Consider the following 21560-nt stretch of genomic DNA (forward strand, 5'->3'; position numbering starts at 1 on the left):
GTACCAAGTATGCCCCTCCCCTGCGATATGTGACCAGGGTCGACGCGCAGGACCCTCAGGGCGCTCTGCCTGGAATTCGACAGCGTGTAGAGATATACTTGAGCCAACTGACCGACTCGACAATGAGGACTAACTGACTGTGGGAACACTGGGTGAACTCGAGCGCAGCGTCATGGACGCCATCTGGGTCCATGACGACGGACTGAGCGCTGCCGAACTCCGCGAGGTGCTCTCGGATCGCGAGCTCGCGCTGACGACGGTTCACACTGTCCTCTCACGCCTGGAGAAGAAGGGCTTCGTCACCCGCGACCGGAGCATTCGTCCGCATCGCTACCTGGCAGTGTCCACTCGCGAAGACCATGTGGCCGAACTGATGACCGAGATGCTCTCGCAGGCGCCGGACCGTCAGGCCGTGCTCGCCCGCTTCCTCGGCACCGTCTCCGAAGCCGACACCAAGGCGCTGCGCAATCTGCTTGGGCGCAATCACTCGGCTCAGTCCTGACCCAGGTCGGTCACCTCAATGACCCTGGTAGGGCTCATCCTTGCCGTGCTGGCATTTCTGCTCGCATGGCCGATCCCTGCGGCACTCGCACGCTTCCGGGGTGACCCGATCTCCGAGGTCGTCCTCTGGCAGGCAGTCGGCCTCGCCGGTGGCCTGTCCCTCATCGGCGCGGCTCTCGCGTTCGCCGTCGCCCCCGGAGCGACGAACCTCCCGCAGGGTCTTCTTCAGCTGCTGCGCGGCGAAACCCATACCCAGCTCTCGCTCGTGGCGTGGGTCTTCCTCATCATCGGAATTCTGCTCATCGGCCGGCTGCTCGGCTGTCTGGTCCTGACGTTCTACTCGGCTAGGAAAGCACGTCTGCGCCACGACGAGATCCTCCATCTGCTCAGTGAGCCGTCGGCGACTTATCCGGATACGCGCATCATCACCACCGACGAGGTGGTCGCCTACTGTCTGCCCAAAGGCCCGCGGAAGGGCACGGCCGTGCTCTCGACCGGCCTCATCAAGGCCCTGGACGAGGAGGAGCGCACCGCGGTCATCGCCCATGAGCGGGCGCATCTGGACTTCCGGCATGATGTGCTCGTCATCCCCTTCGCCGCCTGGCACCGGGCTCTGCCCTACTTCTCAGCCACGGCGATCGGCCTGAATTCGGTGAATCGGCTCATCGAGCTCATGGCCGATGACCAAGCCCGACAGCGCGTGGATCCGCACATACTCGCTCGAGCTGTGAAGTCAGCTGCGGAGTTGAATCCCGAACACCGCAGCGACTTGTCGGCCCAGCGCGTCCGCAGGCTCTCCCGCCCCTTGGATTCGACGAGGATCCCGGTGCGGCTGATGTCGATCGGTTTGGCTGCAGTGCTGCTGCTCGTCCCGACGCTGCTCATCATCATGCCTGCGACATTCGGCATCTGACACGGGCAGCGGCAGCTGATTCGCGCATCGGCAACTGGGTCATGCGCGAGCCGACGCGCTTCGGAATCAGACTCTGACCGATGCGTTTTCCGGATCGAGTCCTCGCTGACCCGGTCGTCGCAGCCGGGTCAGCGGCGGTTCAGCTGTCGATGCGCTCGGCGTCGAGCACGGCGGCACCGGAGACGATGAATTCCTTGCGCGGGCCGACCGAGGAGCCCATGAGGAGTTCGAAGGTGTTCTCGGCCGCCTCGGCGTGGGCCATCGTCACTCGCCTCAGTGTGCGCATGCTCGGATCCATGGTCGTTTCCGCCAACTGGTCGGCGTCCATCTCCCCCAGGCCCTTGTAGCGCTGGATCGGCTCCTTGTACGTCTTCTTCTGCTTCTCGAGCTTCTTCAGCAGAGTATGCAGCTCAGCCTCTGAGTACGTGTAGATGACGTCGTTCGGGGTTCCCCGCTTCGTCACGACCTCGACGCGGTGCAGCGGCGGCACTGCGGCGAAGACACGCCCGGCCTCGACCAGTGGCTTCATATACCGGAAGAAGAGAGTGAGCAGCAGGGTGCGGATGTGCGCCCCGTCGACATCGGCATCGGTCATGATGATCACTCGACCGTACCGTGCAGCCTCGATGTCGAAGCTGCGACCGGAGCCGGCGCCGATGACCTGGATGAGCGCCGAGCATTCGACGTTGGCGAGCATGTCCGACAGGCTCGCCTTCTGCACATTGAGGATCTTCCCGCGGATGGGGAACAGCGCCTGGTGATCGGAGTTTCGGGCGGCCTTCGCCGTACCCATCGCCGAATCGCCTTCGACGATGAACAGTTCGGTGCCCTCCACCCCGTTGTCGCGGCAGTCGTAGAGCTTCGCCGGCAGCGAGGAGGCTTCCAGCGCGGTCTTGCGCCGTTGGTTCTCCTTGTGGGTGCGGGCGGAGATGCGTGACTTCATCTCCGCGACGACCTTCTCCATCAGCACAGCGGTCTGCTGCTTCTCAGCGCGCTTCGTCGACGCCAGCACGTCGCCGAGCTGGGCTTCGACGGTCTTGGCGACGATCTGGCGCACCGCGGCCGTGCCGAGGACCTCCTTGGTCTGGCCCTCGAACTGAGGTTCGGACAGCTGCACGGTGATGACCGCGGTGAGACCGGCCATGACATCGTCTTTTTCGAGCTTGTCCTTGCCGACCTTGAGCTTGCGCGCATTGGCCTCGACGGCCTTGCGCATCGATTTCAGGCAGGCCTGTTCGAACCCGGCGAGGTGGGTGCCGCCGTGCGGTGTCGACACGACATTGACGAAGGACTTGAGCTTCGTGTCGTAGCCGGTCCCCCACCGCAGCGCGATGTCGACGCCGACTTCACGTTCGACTTCCGTTGATTCGAGATGGCCGGAGGAGTCGAGCACGGGCACCGTCTCCTTGAAGGTGCCTGTGTTCTGCAGCCTCCAGGTGTCGGTGATCGGCGGGTCGATGGAGAGGTGGTCGACGAATTCTGTGATTCCTCCGTCGAACTTGAAGATCTCCTCACGTTCGGCGATGACCGCGCCGGTCTCGTCCCGGGCGACACCGCGACGATCGACGATGCGGATCTCGAGTCCGGGAACGAGGAACGCCGTCTGGCGCGCACGTTCGATGAGGTGCTGGTAGTCGAACTGGGCCTTGGCCAGGAAGATCTGCGGATCCGCCCAGTACTGCACGCGGGTGCCGGTGGCTCCCCGCTTGGCCTTGCCGACGATGTCGAGGCCCGTTGTCTGGGCTCGGAGTGCCGGAGGAATCGTCGAATCGGCCCGGCACACCACGGCGGAAGGACATCTTGTGGACCTTCGACCCGCGGGTGACCTCGACGTCGAGGCGAGCGGACAGGGCATTGACGACGGAGGCGCCGACGCCGTGGAGACCACCGGAGGCGGCATAGGAGGATCCGCCGAATTTGCCTCCGGCGTGGAGCTTGGTCATGACGACCTCGACTCCGGTCAGACCGGTCTTCGGTTCGATGTCGACGGGAATCCCGCGGCCTTTGTCCGTGACCGCGACAGAGCCGTCGGGGGCGAGTTCGATGAGGATCTCGGATCCGTGACCGCCCAGGGCCTCATCGACGCAGTTGTCGATGATCTCCCACAGACAGTGCATGAGACCGCGGGAATCGGTTGTGCCGATGTACATGCCGGGGCGTTTGCGCACGGCCTCGAGACCGGACAGGACCGACAGATGCCTGGCGCCGTAGCTTTCGTCTTCCACAGATTTCCTCTCGTTCGATTAAATTCTAATCGCTGTGCGCTCTGCGCCCTATTCCCTGCGGCCCGTGTCGAGATGAGTTTCGCCATTTCGGCTCCGCGAGGCGGGTCCGGCTGAGACAATGGGCCTCATGCGCCATCGCCTCCTCGCTCCCGTGCTCGTCCTGTCCGCCTCACTCTGCCTGCCCGGCCTCGCCGCCTGCGGGGCGGGCACCGAACCCGGCGCGGAGACGACGACTCACGCCTCCGGTGCGAGCCCATCGACGGACCCTGACAGCGCGGGCACATCCGACGCCGAGGAGGGGGCCGCCTCGGCGAGCGAGTCGGCAGACGTCGACCTGAGCGGGAAGACGATCGCCATCGATCCCGGTCACAACGGCGGCAATGCCGACAATCCGGCGAAGATCAGCGAACCCGTCCCGGACGGCCGCGGCGGCACGAAGGCGTGCAACACGACGGGCACCTCGACGAATTCGGACTACCCGGAGGCCGACTTCACATGGGCGGTCGCGAAGAAGCTGCGACATTCCCTCGAAGAGGCGGGTGCGAAGGTTGTGCTCAGCCGCAAGGACAACACGGGCGTCGGTCCCTGCGTGGACGAGCGCGGCACCTTCGCCGATGATGCTGATCTGATGGTGAGCATCCACGCCAACGGCAGCGAGTCGAGTTCGGTCAAGGGCTTCCACATCATCGTCGCGGACCCAGGCGAGGATGCGAAGACCGAGAAGGCATCGGTCTCACTGGCGAAGTCTCTGGGTTCGGCGATGGGCGAGACGTTCACTCCGAATCAGGCCTACGGCAAAGACGCGATCAGCCGTCGTCCCGACTTGGCGGGATTGAACAATGCCTCCGTGCCCGCTGCCATCGTCGAATGCGGGGAGATGGGCAACCGTGAGGAGGCGAAGCTCATGGAATCGACGTCCGGGCAGTCGAAATATGCGGCGGCGCTCTTCGACGGCATCGTCGACTGGTTCTGACCACGACCGGGCACAGTGTCTGGTACGACGAACGCCCCTGGTGATTCCAGGGGCGCTCGTCGTTGTGTCGGCTGATTCAGCTGCGCATCAGTCGAGGTAGTCGCGCAACACCTGCGACCGCGACGGGTGACGCAGCTTCGCCATCGTCTTCGATTCGATCTGGCGGATGCGCTCACGGGTGACCCCGTAGACCTTGCCGATCTCGTCGAGGGTCTTCGGCTGCCCGTCGTTGAGTCCGAAGCGCATCGACACCACACCGGCTTCACGCTCGGAGAGCGTGTCGAGGACCGAATGCAGCTGCTCCTGCAGGAGTGTGAAGCTCACCGAGTCCGACGGCACAACCGCTTCGGAGTCCTCGATCAGGTCACCGAACTCGGAGTCGCCGTCTTCGCCCAGCGGCGTGTGCAGGGAGATGGGCTCACGGCCGTACTTCTGCACCTCGACGACGCGTTCGGGCGTCATATCGAGTTCCTTCGCAAGCTCCTCCGGGGTCGGTTCGCGACCGAGATCCTGCAGCATCTGGCGCTGGACGCGAGCGAGCTTGTTGATGACCTCGACCATGTGCACTGGAATGCGGATGGTGCGGGCCTGATCGGCCATGGCGCGGGTGATGGCCTGACGGATCCACCATGTCGCGTAGGTCGAGAACTTGAAGCCCTTGGTGTAGTCGAACTTCTCGACAGCGCGGATGAGGCCGAGGTTGCCTTCCTGGATGAGATCGAGGAAGAGCATGCCACGGCCGGTGTAGCGCTTGGCCAGGGACACGACGAGACGGAGGTTGGCCTCCAGCAGGTGGTTCTTCGCGATCCGGCCGTCGTGGATGATCCACTTGTAATCCATCGTCTCACGCGGGTCGGTGACCTCACCGGCATCGAGGAGGTGCTCGGCGTACATGCCGGCCTCGATCCGCTTGGCCAGGTCGACCTCCTCGGCGGCGTTGAGCAGCGCCACCTTGCCGATCTGCTTGAGGTAGTCCTTGACGGGGTCCGCAGTCGCACCGGCGGACACGACCTGCTGCGCAGGAGCGTCTTCCTCATCCGCATCGGAGACGATGAAGCCGCCGGCCTCGGCCACGGCTGCGTTCTTCTCCTTCTCTTCCGAGTTCTTCGTCTCGGTCGCCTCGGCAGGGCTCTCCTCGGTGGCCAACGCGTCCGCTGTCGGCTCGACCTCTTCGGTGGTGTCGATCTCTTCGACGGTCTTCTTCGCCTTGGTCGCCTTCTTCGCTTCCTTGGCGGCTGTCGGCTTCGTCGTCTTCTTCGATGCTGCGGTCGACTCGGCGGCAGTCGACTTGGCTGCCGTCTTCGCCGTGGTGGACTTCGCAGCGGTCGTCTTCTTCGCGGCAGTGGTCTTGGCAGGCGCAGTCTTCGCGGCCTTCGCCGCGGTCGACTTCGTCGTTCCTGCCGTCTTGGCTCCCGAAGCGCTCGACGCCTTCGTCGTCTTCTTCGCGGTGGTCTTCGACGCCGCAGTGGTCTTGGATCCACCGGTCGAGGTCTTGCCGGCCGTTCCCTCCGACTTCTCTGTCACCGTTGTGGTTTCCTTGTCGACTCTCGGCACGTGTTCACCTTTCGCGAGCGTTGAAACTTCCCCATGCATTCGGACAGTACTAAGACCCAAGTCAAGTGGTCCGAGTACGGTCCGGGGCGAACGCAGAGTCCGCCCATCCTGCAATGACTGGGTCAACGCTTAATTTTCGCACGTTATTCCCGGCTTTGCGAATCGACCGCTGAAGTCGGCACGAGCGTGTTGTCCGCATATCGCGGCCAACGCTCTTCGGCTCGTCCCTATTCCTCGCCCAGTCCTGTCCCCGCGATCGCACTCCGTTCAGAATGGGGCCGCCTCGGTGTCCATGAGCCAGCGCGGCAGAAATCCCATCATCACGGCTTCGGCGATGAGCGACGCCAGACCGTGCTCGGGTTCGAGCTCGAGCGCCGCGCGCGCATAGTTCTCCGCCATCGTCGATCCGCCCAGCGCCCATTCGAACCAGGCGATGACCGAATACGCGGTGGCACGCACACGCGGATGCCCCAGCGGCAGATACTCCTTGAGGAAGGAGATGGACAGCAGCACGTCCCGCGGGTGCGGAGCGCGCTCCGAGAGACCGACGATCTCCCTGGCCGCGTCTGCGCGGCGGCTCGTTTCCCAGCAGAGTTCGCGCAGTCGCTCACCGTCTGCGTCCACGACCCGAGCGGGCGGGAGGTTCGGGTGGTCGAAGCTCAGGATCATCTCGAGTGCGTCCCGTGACCATTTCTCGTCGAGCAGGGCGTCGAGGGCCATCACCGTGGGCAGATCCATGAACGCGTGCAGCCGGTCCCGATCGAAGGGGTCCTCTCCCGCGCGCATAGCGTTCAGCCGGGGATAGAGTTCGGCGAAGATCGCGAAGGCCTCGCCCAGGTCCATCCATTCCTGTGGCCGACCGCGCCGACTGTCTGCGAATGCTTCGGCCGAGACCGGTGCGATGACGAGCTCCTCCGGGGCGCCGACGGGATTGGATCCGCCGGCCACGAGCTCCGTTGCACACGCCGAGGTGGTCGCTGCGATCAGCGGTGTGCTGTCGTATCCGTCGGCGTCGATTCGCCCGAACCGGTCGTTGCTCACCCACCAGGCGCTGAGGGTGTCGATTCCCCTGGCGTCGAAGGTCAGCGCCAGTTCATCGATCGCGGCACGGATGAGGCTGCGGTGGACCTCCGCGTATTCGTCGCCGACGTCGGAGTCTCCGTCGGAGACCGGTTCGTAGTCGTCATCGTAGACGACGAGGAAGATGCCGGTGACGGCACAGGCGCGGGAGACGAGGTTCGCATACCAGCCTCCCCCTTCGGAGATGATCTGCGCTGCGGTCTCTCGGTCGAAGTCGATGCGCAGGGTCGTCGAACTCGTCTGCGACCCTCCAGCCCCGGTGCCGACGATGAGCGCCACAAGGCTTCTGCGGGGCGTGTACCCCAGCGTGTGCGGCACGATGCCGATGATGTCTTCCGGTGAGCGGGCGGGTGTTCTCATGTTCTGTCCTCGTCTGTTCTGGTCTCGTCGTTTCGGTGTGATGCGACACGGATGGCGTCGTGCCGGCCTGTTGAGCCCCCACTTCACCCGATCGGCAGGACCGACGACCAGGACTCGCCCCGGCACTGTGGACACCGCTCGACTCTCCACAGGCTGGGGGTGGTGGAGTCATCGTGTTATCCCCACGCGGATCGGGTCGAATTGCCACACGGGCTCCGCTGACATACAAGTGGGGAGTGGCGAAGAGACGGATATACACAGCACCGGGTTCCCAAGTGGTCGACATCGCGACGGGGACCGCACGGTTGGAGAAGCTCGACGGAGAGATCGATTCCTACGTCCTCCACGTCAACGGAGTTCCCTCCTCATCGATCACGCTGAGTGACCCCCAGCGCCTGGACTTCGAATATCTCGATTGGATGCGTCGGGCCATCGACGTCGTCCTCCCCGACGGGTCGCTGCGGGCCGCGCACATCGGTGCGGCAGGGTGTGCTCTGGCGCGTGCCCTCGACGCGGCACGTCCGGGCTCGAAGCAGACGGCGATCGACATCGACGCGAAGCTGCTCGACTACGCACGCGAGTGGTTCGACCTGCCCCGCTCCCCCGCTCTGGCCATGCGCGCCGGCGACGGTGCCGCAGAGATCGGGAAGTTCCGCCCCGACACGCTCGACGTCCTCGTCCGCGACGCCTTCGACCACGATTCGGTGCCGCCGGGGCTGCAGAATCCCGAGTTCTTCGCCGCCTGCGCCACGGCGGTCAAGGAGACCGGCCTCTATCTCGCCAATGTCCCCGACGCCGGTGACCACTCGGTGCTGAAATCAGAGCTGCACGCTCTGGGAGAGCACTTCGCCCACCTCGCGGCGGCCACGGAACCGGCGATCCTCAAGGGACGCAGGCGCGGAAACGTCGTCGTGCTCGCCTCGCACACCCCGCTGCCCACGGCCGGGCTCGATCGCGCCCTGCGCACTGCCGCCTCGTCCGCGACGTTTCTCTCGGGTCAGGGGCTGCGCTCCCGTCTGGGGCTGTGAACCCGGGCTTTTCTCCGACCTGCCCGCCGCCTCGGCGCTGTCCGCGACAAGGGGCTGTGAACGCTCGCGACAGGGTTCCGACCGCCCGCGGCAGGAGCCTCGGCAGGTGCCCCAGACCCGCCCGAGGTGGGGAATGTGAGAAACGCCCCGGTCCGAAATGACGCGGCGACTACAGACACCGACGAAAGTTCGGCATAATTGAATGCCGACCCAAGAAGGTGAGATGACCGAAACTTCAGAAATTCGCGTCGAGCAGGCCAAGCTCGACGAGCTCTATGCCCGACTCGATGAGCTGCGGGAGGAGACGACAGGCCGCCTCGGAACCGTGAGGATCTCCGAGGTCGGCGGCAACCATCAGCACCGGACCGAACGCGATGCGTTCGCCACGCTGTACGAAGATCAGCTCATCCGCCTCGACGGCGCCGAGGAGGGGCTGTGCTTCGGACGCCTCGACTTCGTCGACGAGGACGACCCCACCTACATCGGCCGCATCGGTCTCACCGATGCCCAGCGCCAGCAGATCCTCATCGACTGGAGGGCACCAGCCGCGGAGCGCTTCTACCAGTCGACTGCGGCCAATCCCGAAGGCGTCGCCCGCCGTCGGCACCTCGTGACCGCCCACCGGAAAGTCACGGGGATCGAAGACGATGTGCTCGACATCGAGGCCCTCGACGATGACCAGCGGTCGAACCTGCAGGGCGAAGGCGCCCTGCTGGCAGCCCTGACCACTCATCGCACCGGTCGGATGGGCGATATCGTCGCGACCATCCAGGCCGAACAGGATGCGATCATCCGCCGTCCCCTCTCCGGCGTCCTCGTCGTCCAGGGCGGTCCCGGAACCGGCAAGACGGCAGTCGCCCTCCACCGTGCCGCGTTCCTCCTCTACCGCCACCGGGAGCGGATCGCGAAGTCCGGTGTCCTCCTCGTCGGACCTTCGACAGTGTTCCTCAAGTACATCGAGAAGGTGCTGCCCAGCCTCGGCGAGACCGGTGCCGTGCTCCTCACCCCGGGTCAGCTCTACCCCGGGCTCGACACCGAGGCCGTCGACGATCCGGCGGTCGCAGAGATCAAGGGCCGTTCGGTCATGGCAGCGGTCCTGAAGAAGCACATCGCGAACTACCAGCGAGTGCCCGAGCACGACGAAGAGCTGCGCGTCGGCTCGCACACCATCACGCTGCGGCGCAGGGACGTCCGGGCTGCCCGCGACCGTGCACGTCGCAGCGGTGATGCGCACAATGCCGCCCGCAACGGATTCGTCACCGGGCTGCTGAAGATCCTCGCCGAGGATCTCGCCCGCGAGATGGGCCTCGACGCCGCCGGTGAACGTCTGCCCGAACTGTTGGAGGAACTGCGCTCGAGCGTCGACGTGCGTCGTGCGCTCAACCTCGCCTGGTTCCCCATCGGACCTGCAGGAGCGCTGCGTGCGCTGCTGGGCAGACCGCACAAGCTTCGGGCAGCCGCAGGCACAATGCTCACTCCCTCCGAGCAGTCGACCCTGCTGGAGAACCGACGAACCGAGTTCACCGTCGAGGACGTACCGCTTCTCGACGAGCTGGCCGAACTCCTCGGCTCCGCACCGCAGCAGACTCAGGCGCGTGACAATTCGGCCCGTGACTATGCCGAGGCGGTCGTCGACATGACCGAGACCGGCGATATGGTCACCGCTGAGATGCTCGCCGCCCGCTGGGAAGAGCAGGGTCCCACGATGACCTTGGCCGAGCGTGCCCTGGATGACCGGGAGTGGACGTACGGCCACCTCGTCGTCGATGAGGCGCAGGAGCTCTCCCCCATGCAGTGGCGGGTGCTCTTCCGCCGAGTCCCGTCGAAATCGGCGACGGTCGTCGGCGACCTCGCACAGTCGTCGCAGGCCGACAATTCCCGCACGTGGTCATCGATCCTCTCCGAGTTCGTCGGAGACAGGTTCGCTCTCCAAGTGCTCACGGTCTCCTACCGCACCCCGCAGTCGGTGATGGATCTGGCCAACAGGTATCTCCACCGGCATTTCCCGCACCTCGAGCTCGTCGAGTCGGTGCGTCAGGGAGGTGTCGATCCCCGGCTGGACACGTTCGCCGACGAGTCCGAGGTGCTCGGCGCACTGGCGACGACTGCAGCTGAGGAAGTCGCTGCCGCAGAGGGTGGGAAGATCGCCGTCATCGCCCCGCAGGAGCTCATCGACCCCATCGCCGAGGTGCTCGCGGAGTTCGATTTCGGACGTTCGGTGACCGGCCTCGACCACCAGATCGCGCTCATCACCCCCGCTCAGGCCAAGGGGCTCGAGTTCGATTCGGTGATCATCGTCGAGCCCGGCCGCATCGCTCCGATCGGCAGCGAAGCCGGCGTCGGCGGACTCTATGTGGCGCTGACGAGGACGACGGACCGTCTGCGCATCCTCGCCTCCGTGCACACGGAGCTCACCGAGCTCGTCGCAGCCGAGTCGATCCGCCAAGCCGGCTGACCCCTTATTGCTACCTGACGGCGCCCCAGCAACCTTTCGCCGGGTTGCTGGGGCGCCGTCAGGTAGCAAGTGGAGGGTGAATGTTAAAAGGCCGCTTGGGTTCGGCTTCCCCTCCGAACCGCAAGCGGCCGCGCGCCGTAGCGCGCACAGTCAATACTACACAACTATTTCTGTACGCCGGTACTCGAAACGAAGATTTCTGAGAGGAATTTTCGCCGGTCTCAGGATCCGGTCAGTCCGCGAAATCCTCGGGGGTCGGTTCCGTCGTCTTGCCTGCCTGGAGAAGCGCATCCGCACGCAGCGAATCGATCGCGGTCTCGAAGTCTTCGAGTGATTCGAATCCCTGATAGACGCTGGCGAATCGCAGATAGGCGACCTGGTCGAGTTCGCGCAGCGGTTCGAGGATGGACAGGCCCACCTCGTCGGCGTCGATCTCAGCGATGCCCCTCGAGCGGATGTTCTCCTCGACCCGCTGTGCGAGCTTCGCGAGGTCGTCGTCGCTGACGGGGCGCCCCTGGCAGGCCTTGCGCACACCCGACATGATCTTCTGTCGGGAGAACTCCTCGGTGACGCCGGAGCGTTTGATCACCGACAGGCTGGTGGCTTCCATCGTGGTGAAACGGCGACCGCAATGGCGGCACTGACGCCGTCTGCGGATGGCTGCGCCGTCTTCGCTGGTCCTCGAGTCGACGACACGGGAATCGGATTCACGGCAGAACGGACAGCGCATCTCTACTCCTCGAACCTGATGTCGACGGCGCGACCATGGGCCGGCAGCTGCTCGCTGGCGGCGAGCACCCCGATGTGTTCGGCCACTTCGGACAGGGCCTGCTGATCATAGTCGATGACCTGGCTGACCTTGATGAATGAGTGCACGCCAAGGCCGGAGCCGTGTGCGGCGGTGCCCATCGTCGGCAGCACGTGGTTCGATCCGGCGCAGTAGTCACCGAGGGACACCGGTGCCCAATCGCCAAGGAACACGGCTCCCCCGTTGGTGATCCGCTGCGCGACGGCGGCGGCATCGGCGGTGTGGACTTCCACGTGCTCACCGGCGTAGCCGTTGACCACGGTGATCCCGGCGTCGAGGTCGTCGACGAGCACAATGGCCGACTGCCGTCCGGCCAGGGCCGTGGAGATCCGATCCGCGTGCATTGCGGCCGGCACCTGCACCTTCAGCTCGGAGGCGACCGCCTCGGCGAGTTCGGGGGAATCCGTCACGAGCACCGAGGCGGCGAGTTCGTCGTGTTCGGCCTGGCTGATGAGATCGGCGGCGACGAACCGCGGATTCGCATTCGCATCGGCGAGGATGATGATCTCGGTCGGACCGGCGACCGCATCGATGCCGACCCGGGACCGCACGAGCGACTTCGCGGCTGCCACATAGGCGTTGCCGGGTCCGGTGATGAGGTCGACGGGTTCGAGCTCCTCCCCATCGTCGAAGCCGTACGCCAGAGCGCCGATCGCCTGGGCTCCGCCCATCGCCCACACCTCGTCGACACCGAGGATGTGCGCCGTGGCCAACACCGTCGGGTGCGGCAGACCGTTGGACTGCGGTGGGCTGGCGATCGCCAGTGAGTGTGCGCCCGCGGTCTGGGCGGGCACGACGTTCATGATCACCGTCGAGGGGTAGACGGCGAGTCCGCCGGGCACGTAGAGGCCCACACGTTCGACCGGCAGGTGGCGCGTGGTGACGAAGGCTCCGGTCGCGAGTTCTGTGCGCACATCGACAGGGCGCTGATCGGCGGCGACCTGTCGGGCCCGGTCGATGGATTCGACGAGCGCGGCCTTGACCTGCGAGTCGAGCTCGGCAGCGGCCTCTGCCAGCGCTGAGGCTGGGACGCGGAGGACATCGGGGCGCACTCCATCGAAGCGTTCGGTGAAGTCCTTCACTGCCGCCGCTCCCCCACCGGCGACGGTGTCGAGCAGTTCGGCGACGCGTCGTTCGATATCAGCATGGGTCTCAGCGGCTCGCGGCAGCTTCTGCGCCAGGAATCGCTTGTTGAGGGTCTCGCCACGGAAGTCCAGAATGTTCACCCGCACCATTCTAGTCTCCACAGCAGCACCGCAGGCCCCCGGCCCGAAGTGCGGACGGTCTGCACACTCGGCGCCGGGGAACACACGGCCGCCGGTCCGCGCCCGGCAGCTCAGCTGCTGAAGCAGCGTGAGCCGAGCAGCGCCTTGAGATCGCCGTAGAGGCTCGGATTCGGGTCGACGCGGATCGATCTGTCGAGCCGCATCACCGTCTGGCGTCCGGGTTGGGACAGGACGAGGTGGACGTCGGTCTGGCCCTTGTTCGACTCGAGGATCCGTTTGAGCTTCGTCGCCATCTCCTCGGTGGCCTTTTCCATCGGCATGAGCAGGTTGAGCGGACGGTCCTTGGGGTCGGTGACGTCCGGGATCGTCATCGACATCGCCATGAGCGAGGTCGGACGATCGTCGGAGGTGCGGATGCGTCCGGTCAGGGAGATCACGAGGTCGGTGGCCAGCAGGCTCGCCACGGGTTCGTAGGTGTCACCGAAGAACATCACTTCGATTTCGGCTTCGAGGTCCTCAAGCGTGACGATCGCATAGGGGCGTCCCGAATTCTTCGACACCTTGCGGATGACCTGTGTGATCATTCCGCAGACCTTGATCTGGGAACCGTCGTGGCGGTGCGATTCGGGATCGACCACCTCGGCGATGGAGGCGTCGGACTCCGCGGCCAGGACCCCTTCGAGCCCATTGAGCGGATGGTCCGAGACGTAGAGGCCGATCATGTCGCGCTCGAAGGTCAGCTTCTCCTTCTTCTCCCATTCGGGGCGGTCCGGGATCGTCACGGAGAAGCCCGGTGCATCGTCTCCCCCGCCGAGCCCGGCGAAGAGGTCGAACTGGCCGTTGGCTTCCTGCCGTTTGACGCCGATGACGGAGTCCACGGCCTCCTCATGGACTTCGACGAGCGAGCGTCGACTGTGCCCGAGCGAATCGAAGCCTCCGGCCTTGATGAGCGATTCGATGGTGCGCTTGTTGCACACATGGCTGGGCACCTTGTCGAGGAAGTCCGTGAACGAAGTGTAGGCGCCCTTCTCTGCGCGGGCGTCGACGATGCCTTCGACGACGTGGGAGCCGACATTGCGGACCGCGCCCATGCCGAAGCGGATGTCGGTGCCGACCGGGGTGAAGTGGAGCGCGGACTCATTAACGTCCGGAGGCAGCACGGTGATGCCCAGGCGACGGCACTCGTTGAGGTAGATCGCGAGCTTGTCCTTGTTGTCGCCGACCGAGGTCAGCAGTGCGGCCATGTACTCGGCCGTGTAGTGGGCCTTGAGGTAGGCAGTCCAGTACGACACGAGACCGTAGGCGGCCGAGTGGGCCTTGTTGAACGCGTAGTCCGAGAACGGAAGCAGAATATCCCACAGGGCCTGGGCGGCGGCCTCGGAGTAGCCGCGTTCCTTCATCCCGCCGAAGAATCCGACCTGCTGCTTATCGAGCTCGGACTTCTTCTTCTTGCCCATCGCGCGGCGGAGGATATCTGCCTGTCCCAGTGAGTAGCCGGCGACCTTCTGCGCGATCGCCATCACCTGCTCTTGGTAGATGATGAGGCCGTAAGTGGTGCCGAGGATGTCCTGGAGGGGCTCCTCGAGCTCCGGGTGGATCGGTGTGACTTCCTGCAGACCGTTCTTGCGCAGCGCGAAGTTCGTGTGCGAGTCCGCGCCCATCGGGCCCGGACGGTAGAGCGCAATGGTCGCGGAGATGTCTTCGAAGTTGTCGGGCTTCATCATCCGCAGCAGGGCCCGCAGTCCGCCGCCGTCGAGCTGGAACACGCCGAGTGTGTCGCCTCGGGACAGCAGCTCATAGGCACCGTGGTCATCAAGCGCAAGGTGTTCGAGGTCGAGATCGAAGTCCCGGTTGGCTTTGATGTTCTCGACGGCGTCGGAGATGATCGTGAGGTTGCGCAACCCCAGGAAGTCCATCTTGATGAGCCCGAGGCCCTCAGAGGTCGGGTAGTCGAACTGGGTGATGACCTGACCGTCTTGGAACCGGCGCATGATCGGAATGACGTCGATGATCGGGTCCGAGGACATGATGACGCCGGCGGCGTGGACGCCCCACTGTCGCTTCAGACCTTCGATGCCCTTCGCGGTCTCGAAGGTCTCACGAGCTTCGGGGTCGGAGTCGACGAGGTCCCGGAACTCCCCCGCCTCCTTGTAGCGCTTGGATTCGGGGTCTTCGATGTCCTTGAGCGGAATGTCCTTGGCCATCTCTGCCGGCGGCAGCGCCTTCGTCAGCTGCTCACCCATGGAGAAGGGCTTGCCGAGCACTCGCGCGGAATCCTTCAGCGCCATCTTCGTCTTGATCGTGCCGTAGGTGACGATCATCGCGACACGTTCGTCGCCGTACTTCTCTGTCACGTATTCGATGACCTCGCCGCGGCGACGATCATCGAAGTCGACGTCGAAGTCGGGCATGGACACACGGTCCGGGTTGAGGAAGCGCTCGAAGAACAGTCCGTGCTGGAGCGGATCGAGGTCGGTGATGCGCATCGCGTAGGCGACCATGGAACCGGCACCGGAACCACGGCCGGGTCCCACCCGGATGCCGTTGTCCTTCGACCAGTTGATGAAGTCGGCGACGACGAGGAAGTAGCCGGGGAAGCCCATCGAGATGATGATGTCGAGTTCGTAGTCCGCCTGTTTGCGGACATCGTCGGGCACGCCGTTCGGGTACCGGTAGTCGAGTCCCTTGGCGACTTCCTTGATCAGCCAGGAGGTCTCGTCCTCACCGGGCGGGCATGGGAACTTCGGCATGTAGTTCGCCGAGGTGTCGAAGGAGACTTCGCATTTCTCCGCGATCTCGAGGGTGTTGTCGCAGGCCTCGGGGAATTCTCTGAACAGGACCCTCATCTCGGCGGGGGTCTTGAGGTAATAGCCGGAACCGGAGAACGCGAAGCGGGATCCGCCCTGATCGTAGGTCGGTTCGATGAGTTTGGATCCGGACTGGATGGCCAGCAGCGCTTCGTGCGCCTTCGCATCGGATTCGTGCGTGTAGTGCAGGTCGTTGGTGGCGACCAGCGGAATGTCCAGCTCCTTCGACAGACGGATGAGGTCCTTCGTCACCCGTTTCTCGATGGACAGACCATGATCCATGAGCTCGACGTAGTAGTTCTCCTTGCCGAAGATCTCGCGGTATTTCCCGGCCGCAGCTTTGGCTTCTTCGTACTGTCCCAGGCGCAGCCGCACCTGCACCTCACCTGAGGGGCAGCCGGTGGTCGCGATGAGTCCTTCGGAATAGTTCTCCAGCAGATCCTGGTCCAGACGCGGCCACTTCGCCGTCACCGAGTCCAGCGATGCATATGAGGAGGCCTTGAAGAGGTTGCGCATCCCCGTGTTGTTGCGTGAGAGCAGGGTCATATGCGTGTACAGACCGCCGCCAGAGAGGTCGTCGCTCTTCTGCGATTCGTCGGTGCGCCATTTCACGCGGGTCTTGTCGCGTCGGTCGGTGCCGGGGGTGACATAGGCTTCGACGCCGATGATCGGCTTGATCCCGGCCGCCGTGGCTTGGGACCAGAAGTCGAAGGCCCCGAAGAGGTACCCGTGGTCTGTGGTGGCGATGGCGGACATCCCCGACGCCTTCGTCGCCGCCATGAGGTCGGTGAGCCGGGCCGCTCCGTCCAGCATGGAGTATTCGGTGTGGACGTGGAGGTGGACGAAGTCCTCATTCGGCACTGGGCGCCGCCTTCCTGAAGTGGCCGGTATTGCCCATCCAGCTTAGTCCATCAGCTCCGTTTCAGGAGGCTCCGCAGTCTGTTGCCCAGCGCACCTTCGCCGGCTCGGCCCCTCCGCCTTGGTGGGCACCTTCGCCGGCTCGGCCCCTCCGCCTTGGTGGGCACCTTCGCCTGAACGGCGCCCCGCCGGCCGTGACACTGCCGGCCGCGACAGAGGGCTCAGTTCGGACGGATGCGGTCGAGTGCCGTCTGCAGATCCTCGGGGTATCCGCTTTCGAACTCGACCCACTTCTGCGTGTCGGGGTGGTGGAACCCCAGTTTGATGGCGTGCAGCCACTGACGTTCGAGGCCCAGTTCCTTCGCCAGCACAGGATCAGCGCCGTAGGGCAGGTCGCCGACACAGGGGTGCTTGGTGGCCGAGAAGTGGACCCGGATCTGATGCGTGCGCCCGGTTTCGAGGTGGACTTCCACGAGTGCGGCACGTCGGTGGGCTTCGATGACCTCATAGTGTGTGATCGCGTTCTTGCCTTCGGTGCGCACGGCGTAGAGTCCGTCGTGCTTCGGATGGCGGGCGATCGGCGCGTCGATGGTGCCGAGCACCGGATCGGGAAGTCCTTGGACCACAGCATGGTAGGTCTTTTCCACCGTGCGTTCCTTGAAGGCGCGTTTGAGCACGCTGTAGGCGTATTCGCTCTTCGCCACGACCATGAGACCGGAGGTGCCCACGTCGAGTCGTTGGACGATGCCCTGACGTTCGGGTGCCCCCGAGGTGGCAATCCGGAAACCGGCCGCGGCGAGTCCGCCGACGACTGTCCGTCCGGTCCAGCCCAGGGCGGGGTGAGCGGCGACTCCTACGGGCTTGTCGACGACGACGAAGGCATCCTCGTCGTGGACGATCCGCATCCCGGGTACGGGGTCGGCGACGACTTCGAGGGGGCGCCGGGGTTCTGGCAACATGATGTCGAGGCGTTCGCCGGCGACGACCCGATCCGATTTGATGACGGTGCGTCCGGCCATCCGCACTCCCCCGTCCGCGCAGATCTCTGCTGCGGCAGTGCGGGAGAGGCCGAGCAGCTTCGACATCGCAGCGTCCACGCGCTGACCTTCGAGTCCCTCAGGGACGAGGATGGAACGTTCAGTCATGAGAGTCCTTTTTCACACGGGTGGAGGTCGATCCGTCGAGTTCGATGCCCTTGAGGCTGACGATGACGAGAGTCACTGCGGCGGCGGAGATCGCAATATCGGCCACATTGCACATGAACAGCGACAGATCGATGAAGTCGACGACGGCTCCGTGGAGGAACCCCGGTTCCCGGAACAGACGATCGACGAGGTTGCCGAAGAGCCCACCCAGCAGCAGGCCCAGTCCGATCGCCCAGGATCGGGAGCCGAGTTTGCGAGAGAGCACGAGGATCGCCGCGAACACGCCGATGGCGATGAGTGGGAACACCCAGGTCACGCTCGATCCGAGACCGAAGGCCGCACCTGGATTGCGGTAGAAGTTGAACCCGGCGAGCGTGCCGATGACCGGCACCGGCGGCCGGTCTTCAAGCAGCGAGACCGCTAGGAATTTGGTGAACTGATCAACCACGAGCACGATCGCCGCAATGGAGAACAGCAGGACCAGCATGGCGGCGCGGGATCGCTTCGCCTGTGAGACAGGTTCGTTCATTTGGTTCATTCTAGTCCACCGCAGACGACGTCGAACGCACATGACCGAGGTCCGGGATCTCCGCAGAGTTCCCGGACCTCGGTCGGTCGTGCCGTGCTATCAGAGCTTGTGGTTCGAGGAACCACCCAGCGGACCATTGCCGTCGAGGGTCTCCGGAGCCAAGCTCGTGGAGTTCTCGAGGTCGCGCAGCTGATCGTTGAGGTAGCTCTTGAGGCGCGTGCGGTACTGGCGCTCGAAGTTCGAGAGCTGATCGATCGAACGCTCCAGAGTGGACTTCTGCGATTCGAGGGTCGACAGCGTCTCGTCCCGCTTGGTCTCGGCCTTGCCGACGATGTCGGCGGCTTCCTTCTCCGCGCCCTTGATGAGCTCGTCGCGCTTGCGCTCACCTTCGGCAACGTGCTCGTCGTGGACGCGCTGAGCCAGAGCGATGAGGCCGTGGGCATCTCCGTCGCCGCCGACTGCGCCGAGTCCGGCACCTGCGGCTCCGCCGGCGGCACCGGCTGCCATGGCAGGAGCTGCCGACGACGATGCGGTGTTGGCGGAGCTGTCCTGCGGAGACGGTGCGGCTTCCTTGACCACAGGAGCAGAGGCCTGCTTCGGGGTGTCTTCGACCGGTGCCGGAGCAGCAGGTGCTTCCTTCGCTGTCGGAGCGTCGGCCTGCTTCTCGGGAGCGGGGATCGCGGCAGGCATGGCCTGGGTAGCGTCGATGTCCTGCGCCGGAGCGGCGGAGGCACCGCCGGCTTCGAGTTCCTTCACACGCTGTTCGGCGGTGGAGAGCTTCTGACGCAGTTCGTCGTTCTCCTGGTAGAGACGGCGGATCTCAACGACGACCTCGTCAAGGAAATCGTCGACTTCGTCCTGGTCGTACCCGTCGCGGAACTTCACATGCTGGAACCGCTTGTTTACTACGTCTTCAGGCGTGAGCGCCATGAGGTCACCTTCGGTCGATCTACAATCATTACGCTGCCGCCCAGAAGGACGGCTTCAACGTCACATTAGCGTAACACCTGCAGTTTTGTCCTGCAGTTATCGCGTGTCTCGCATTTGATGACGAACTTTTACCTACCTGAGGCTAACAAGGCATTCGTGCGCTCGGCCAATTCCCGTGAGCATATTCACCATTTATCAGCTATTTGCGCAATGGATTTTCACCCATTCATAGGCGTTTCACCCAGTTATTCGCTGATGCGGAATCTGCGTGTCCCCGCTGGGCGCGGCCTGCCGGCATCGTCGCCGCTCTCCCCCGAATGCGGCCGGCCCGGCTACTCGGAACCAGGCTCAGACCGTGGAGCAGGGCTCAAGCCACCGAGCCAACCTCAGACCAGCGAGCCGGGTTCAGGCCGTGGTGTGCGAGAGGTTGAAGAACACCGAGGCGATGATCTGGATGCCGATGAGCAGCACGATGAACCCGAGGTCGAGGGAGATCTGCCCCAGACGCAGCGGCGGAATGATCTTGCGCAGCAGCTTCAGCGGCGGATCGGTGAGCGTGTAGACGATCTCTGCGAGAACGAGGAGGAAACCTGACGGCTTCCAGTCACGGGAGAACACCTGGACGAGGTCGAGGACGACCCTGGCCAGGAGCACGTAGACATAGAGGCTCAGCGCAGTGCCGAGGATGTAGAAGATCATGGCCACGGGGGTTCCTCGTGCCTTTCATTGGTGCTTGACTATCGGAGCCTCAGCATAGCGGCTCGAACTGAAGACGAGTTGAGAGCAGTTCCCGATCTGCTCAGCTCTGGTTGAAGAAGCTGGCCTGGGAGTCCGAATCCGCTTCGTTCTCGCCGGCGACCTCGATGTTCTCCGGAGTGAGCAGGAACACCTTGTTCGTCACGCGTTCGATCGAACCGTGCAGCCCGAAGATGAGGCCGGCCGAGAAGTCGACGAGACGCTTGGAGTTGTTCTCGTCCATCTCCGAGAGGTTCATGATCACCGGGGTGCCCTCACGGAAGGCCGAACCGATGACCATGGCGTCGTTGTAGCTGCGCGGGTGGATGGTTCTGATGCGATTCATTGAGGTTCCTGGAGCCGGGGTGTCTACGGGACGGATCGGTGACGGGTGGATCGGAGTCACCGGGGCAGGAGTGCGCTCCTCGGCCGCTTCCGGCTCCGCGTAGCGGTCGTCGTCGAAGGACTCGATGACTTCGCGGTCCCGGCTTGCGGGCTCGCGGCGCTCGGACTCATGACGATCGTGACGATCGAAGGTCTCGTCCTCTTCTTCGACGAAACCCAGGTATTCCAGCGTCTTCTTGATTGCTGACATGTCTTAAGCTCCTCGGACTTCGGCACTTGCTCACCTGAGGCCCAAACTATCGCACGTGGGCACACGGACGGGTGAGTCCTACGGGTGTGTCGTGGGGTTTTCTTCCTGCAGCCAGATGATGCCGGCGAAGCGGCCCGTCCGCTGCTGCCTGCGGTAGGAGAACAGGTCTTCGGACTCCTTGGTGCAGGTGCGGGAGAAGTGGTCGATGGTCACGCCTTCCCTTCGCAGCTGTTCGGCCGTCGCTCCTGCGACGTCGAGTGCGGGAGTTCCCGTCACCGACACCGAGGCGGCCGTGGGCTCGATCTCGGCGACTTCGGTGCGCAGCTCGGCTGAGACTTCGTAGCAGCGTGGGCACACCGATGGGCCGATGACCGCGTGGATCTCCTCCGCGCCGGCCTCCCGCATGTGTGCCACGGTGGTGGGCACGACTCCTGCCGCCATTCCCTGCCTGCCGGCATGGACGGCTGCGATGATTCCTGACTCGGCATCGGCGAGCATGATCGGTGTGCAGTCGGCGACCATGATCACCAGTCCGATGCCGGCGAGGCTCGTCGTCTGCGCATCCGCTTCGGCGGCGGTCTGCCGCAGGTCGCTCTCCTCGGTGATCGTGCGCACGTTCGTGCCGTGGACCTGGGAGACGAACGAGAGCCGCTCCCCGCTCAGGCCGATGACCTGAGCGAGGGCGGCTCGGTTCGCTGCGACGAGTTCGTCATCGTCTCCGACGTGGCGGGCGAGGTTGAACGAGGCGAAGTCCCCGTTCGAGTACCCGCCGTGGCGGTCGGTGAAGGCGACGTGGGCGGTGCGCCTGCCGGGGATGACGAACCTCGAGCGCAGCATG

At 64.6% G+C, this 21560-nt stretch carries 16 protein-coding genes and 1 pseudogene; 5 read left to right on the forward strand and 12 right to left on the reverse strand.

Features of this window, described 5'->3' with window-relative positions; all coding sequences use genetic code 11:
* Positions 1–139 precede the first annotated feature (139 nt).
* Together L1F31_RS10790 and L1F31_RS10795 are read left to right on the forward strand one after the other, a co-directional pair.
* Positions 140–502, forward strand: coding sequence for a BlaI/MecI/CopY family transcriptional regulator (locus L1F31_RS10790; RefSeq protein WP_265417300.1), 363 nt, complete (start codon positions 140–142; stop codon positions 500–502).
* Positions 503–520: 18 nt separating this feature from the next.
* Complete coding sequence (locus L1F31_RS10795) at positions 521–1414, forward strand: M56 family metallopeptidase (protein ID WP_265417301.1); 894 nt, start codon at positions 521–523, stop codon at positions 1412–1414.
* Between the two features lie 139 nt (positions 1415–1553).
* Here the strand turns inward: L1F31_RS10795 and L1F31_RS10800 are convergent.
* Positions 1554–3639: pseudogene (locus tag L1F31_RS10800) on the reverse strand (DNA gyrase/topoisomerase IV subunit B).
* Positions 3640–3766: 127 nt separating this feature from the next.
* Between L1F31_RS10800 and L1F31_RS10805 the strand changes: the two are divergent.
* Positions 3767–4612, forward strand: a complete 846-nt coding sequence (locus L1F31_RS10805) for an N-acetylmuramoyl-L-alanine amidase (RefSeq protein WP_265417302.1) — start codon at positions 3767–3769, stop codon at positions 4610–4612.
* An 87-nt stretch (positions 4613–4699) separates the two neighbouring features.
* Here the strand turns inward: L1F31_RS10805 and L1F31_RS10810 are convergent, their stop codons facing one another.
* Both L1F31_RS10810 and L1F31_RS10815 read right to left on the reverse strand, forming a co-directional pair.
* Positions 4700–6205: an RNA polymerase sigma factor gene (locus L1F31_RS10810; RefSeq protein ID WP_429860924.1), complete on the reverse strand. Its 1506-nt coding sequence runs from the start codon at positions 6203–6205 to the stop codon at positions 4700–4702.
* A gap of 228 nt (positions 6206–6433) precedes the next feature.
* Positions 6434–7606 carry a DUF4192 family protein gene (locus L1F31_RS10815; RefSeq protein ID WP_265417304.1) on the reverse strand — a complete coding sequence of 391 codons (1173 nt, stop codon included), beginning with the start codon at positions 7604–7606 and terminating at the stop codon, positions 6434–6436.
* Between the two features lie 236 nt (positions 7607–7842).
* Between L1F31_RS10815 and L1F31_RS10820 the strand changes: the two genes are divergently transcribed.
* Positions 7843–8634, forward strand: coding sequence for a spermidine synthase (locus L1F31_RS10820; protein ID WP_265417305.1), 792 nt, complete (start codon positions 7843–7845; stop codon positions 8632–8634).
* Positions 8635–8857: 223 nt separating this feature from the next.
* A complete protein-coding gene (locus L1F31_RS10825; RefSeq protein WP_265417306.1) occupies positions 8858–11089 on the forward strand; it encodes a HelD family protein in 2232 nt (743 codons plus the stop codon).
* Between the two features lie 232 nt (positions 11090–11321).
* On the opposite strand, the gene nrdR is transcribed toward L1F31_RS10825, so the two are convergent.
* From nrdR to pgeF, 9 genes are all read right to left on the reverse strand, one after another.
* A complete protein-coding gene (nrdR, locus tag L1F31_RS10830; protein ID WP_265417307.1) occupies positions 11322–11819 on the reverse strand; it encodes a transcriptional regulator NrdR in 498 nt (165 codons plus the stop codon).
* 2 nt (positions 11820–11821) lie between these two features.
* Positions 11822–13132 (reverse strand): histidinol dehydrogenase, encoded by a 1311-nt coding sequence (hisD, locus tag L1F31_RS10835; protein WP_265417308.1) that lies wholly within the window; start codon positions 13130–13132, stop codon positions 11822–11824.
* 101 nt (positions 13133–13233) lie between these two features.
* Positions 13234–16743 (reverse strand): DNA polymerase III subunit alpha, encoded by a 3510-nt coding sequence (gene dnaE / locus L1F31_RS10840; RefSeq protein WP_429860965.1) that lies wholly within the window; start codon positions 16741–16743, stop codon positions 13234–13236.
* 266 nt (positions 16744–17009) lie between these two features.
* On the reverse strand, positions 17010–17933 hold the full coding sequence (locus L1F31_RS10845) for an RluA family pseudouridine synthase (protein ID WP_265417310.1): 924 nt from the start codon (positions 17931–17933) through the stop codon (positions 17010–17012).
* Positions 17926–18462, reverse strand: a complete 537-nt coding sequence (locus tag L1F31_RS10850) for a signal peptidase II (protein WP_265417311.1) — start codon at positions 18460–18462, stop codon at positions 17926–17928. The genes L1F31_RS10845 and L1F31_RS10850 overlap by 8 nt, the downstream gene beginning before the upstream one ends.
* Positions 18463–18561: 99 nt before the next feature.
* Positions 18562–19392 (reverse strand): DivIVA domain-containing protein, encoded by an 831-nt coding sequence (locus tag L1F31_RS10855; RefSeq protein WP_265417312.1) that lies wholly within the window; start codon positions 19390–19392, stop codon positions 18562–18564.
* Positions 19393–19797: 405 nt separating this feature from the next.
* Positions 19798–20097, reverse strand: coding sequence for a YggT family protein (locus L1F31_RS10860; protein ID WP_265417313.1), 300 nt, complete (start codon positions 20095–20097; stop codon positions 19798–19800).
* 94 nt (positions 20098–20191) lie between these two features.
* Complete coding sequence (locus L1F31_RS10865; RefSeq protein ID WP_265417314.1) at positions 20192–20722, reverse strand: cell division protein SepF; 531 nt, start codon at positions 20720–20722, stop codon at positions 20192–20194.
* Positions 20723–20800: 78 nt separating this feature from the next.
* Positions 20801–21559, reverse strand: a complete 759-nt coding sequence (gene pgeF / locus L1F31_RS10870; protein WP_265417315.1) for a peptidoglycan editing factor PgeF — start codon at positions 21557–21559, stop codon at positions 20801–20803.
* Position 21560: the final 1 nt, after the last annotated feature.

It is taken from the genome of Brevibacterium spongiae (genome assembly GCF_026168515.1).
GTDB classification, from domain to species: Bacteria; Actinomycetota; Actinomycetes; order Actinomycetales; family Brevibacteriaceae; genus Brevibacterium; species Brevibacterium spongiae.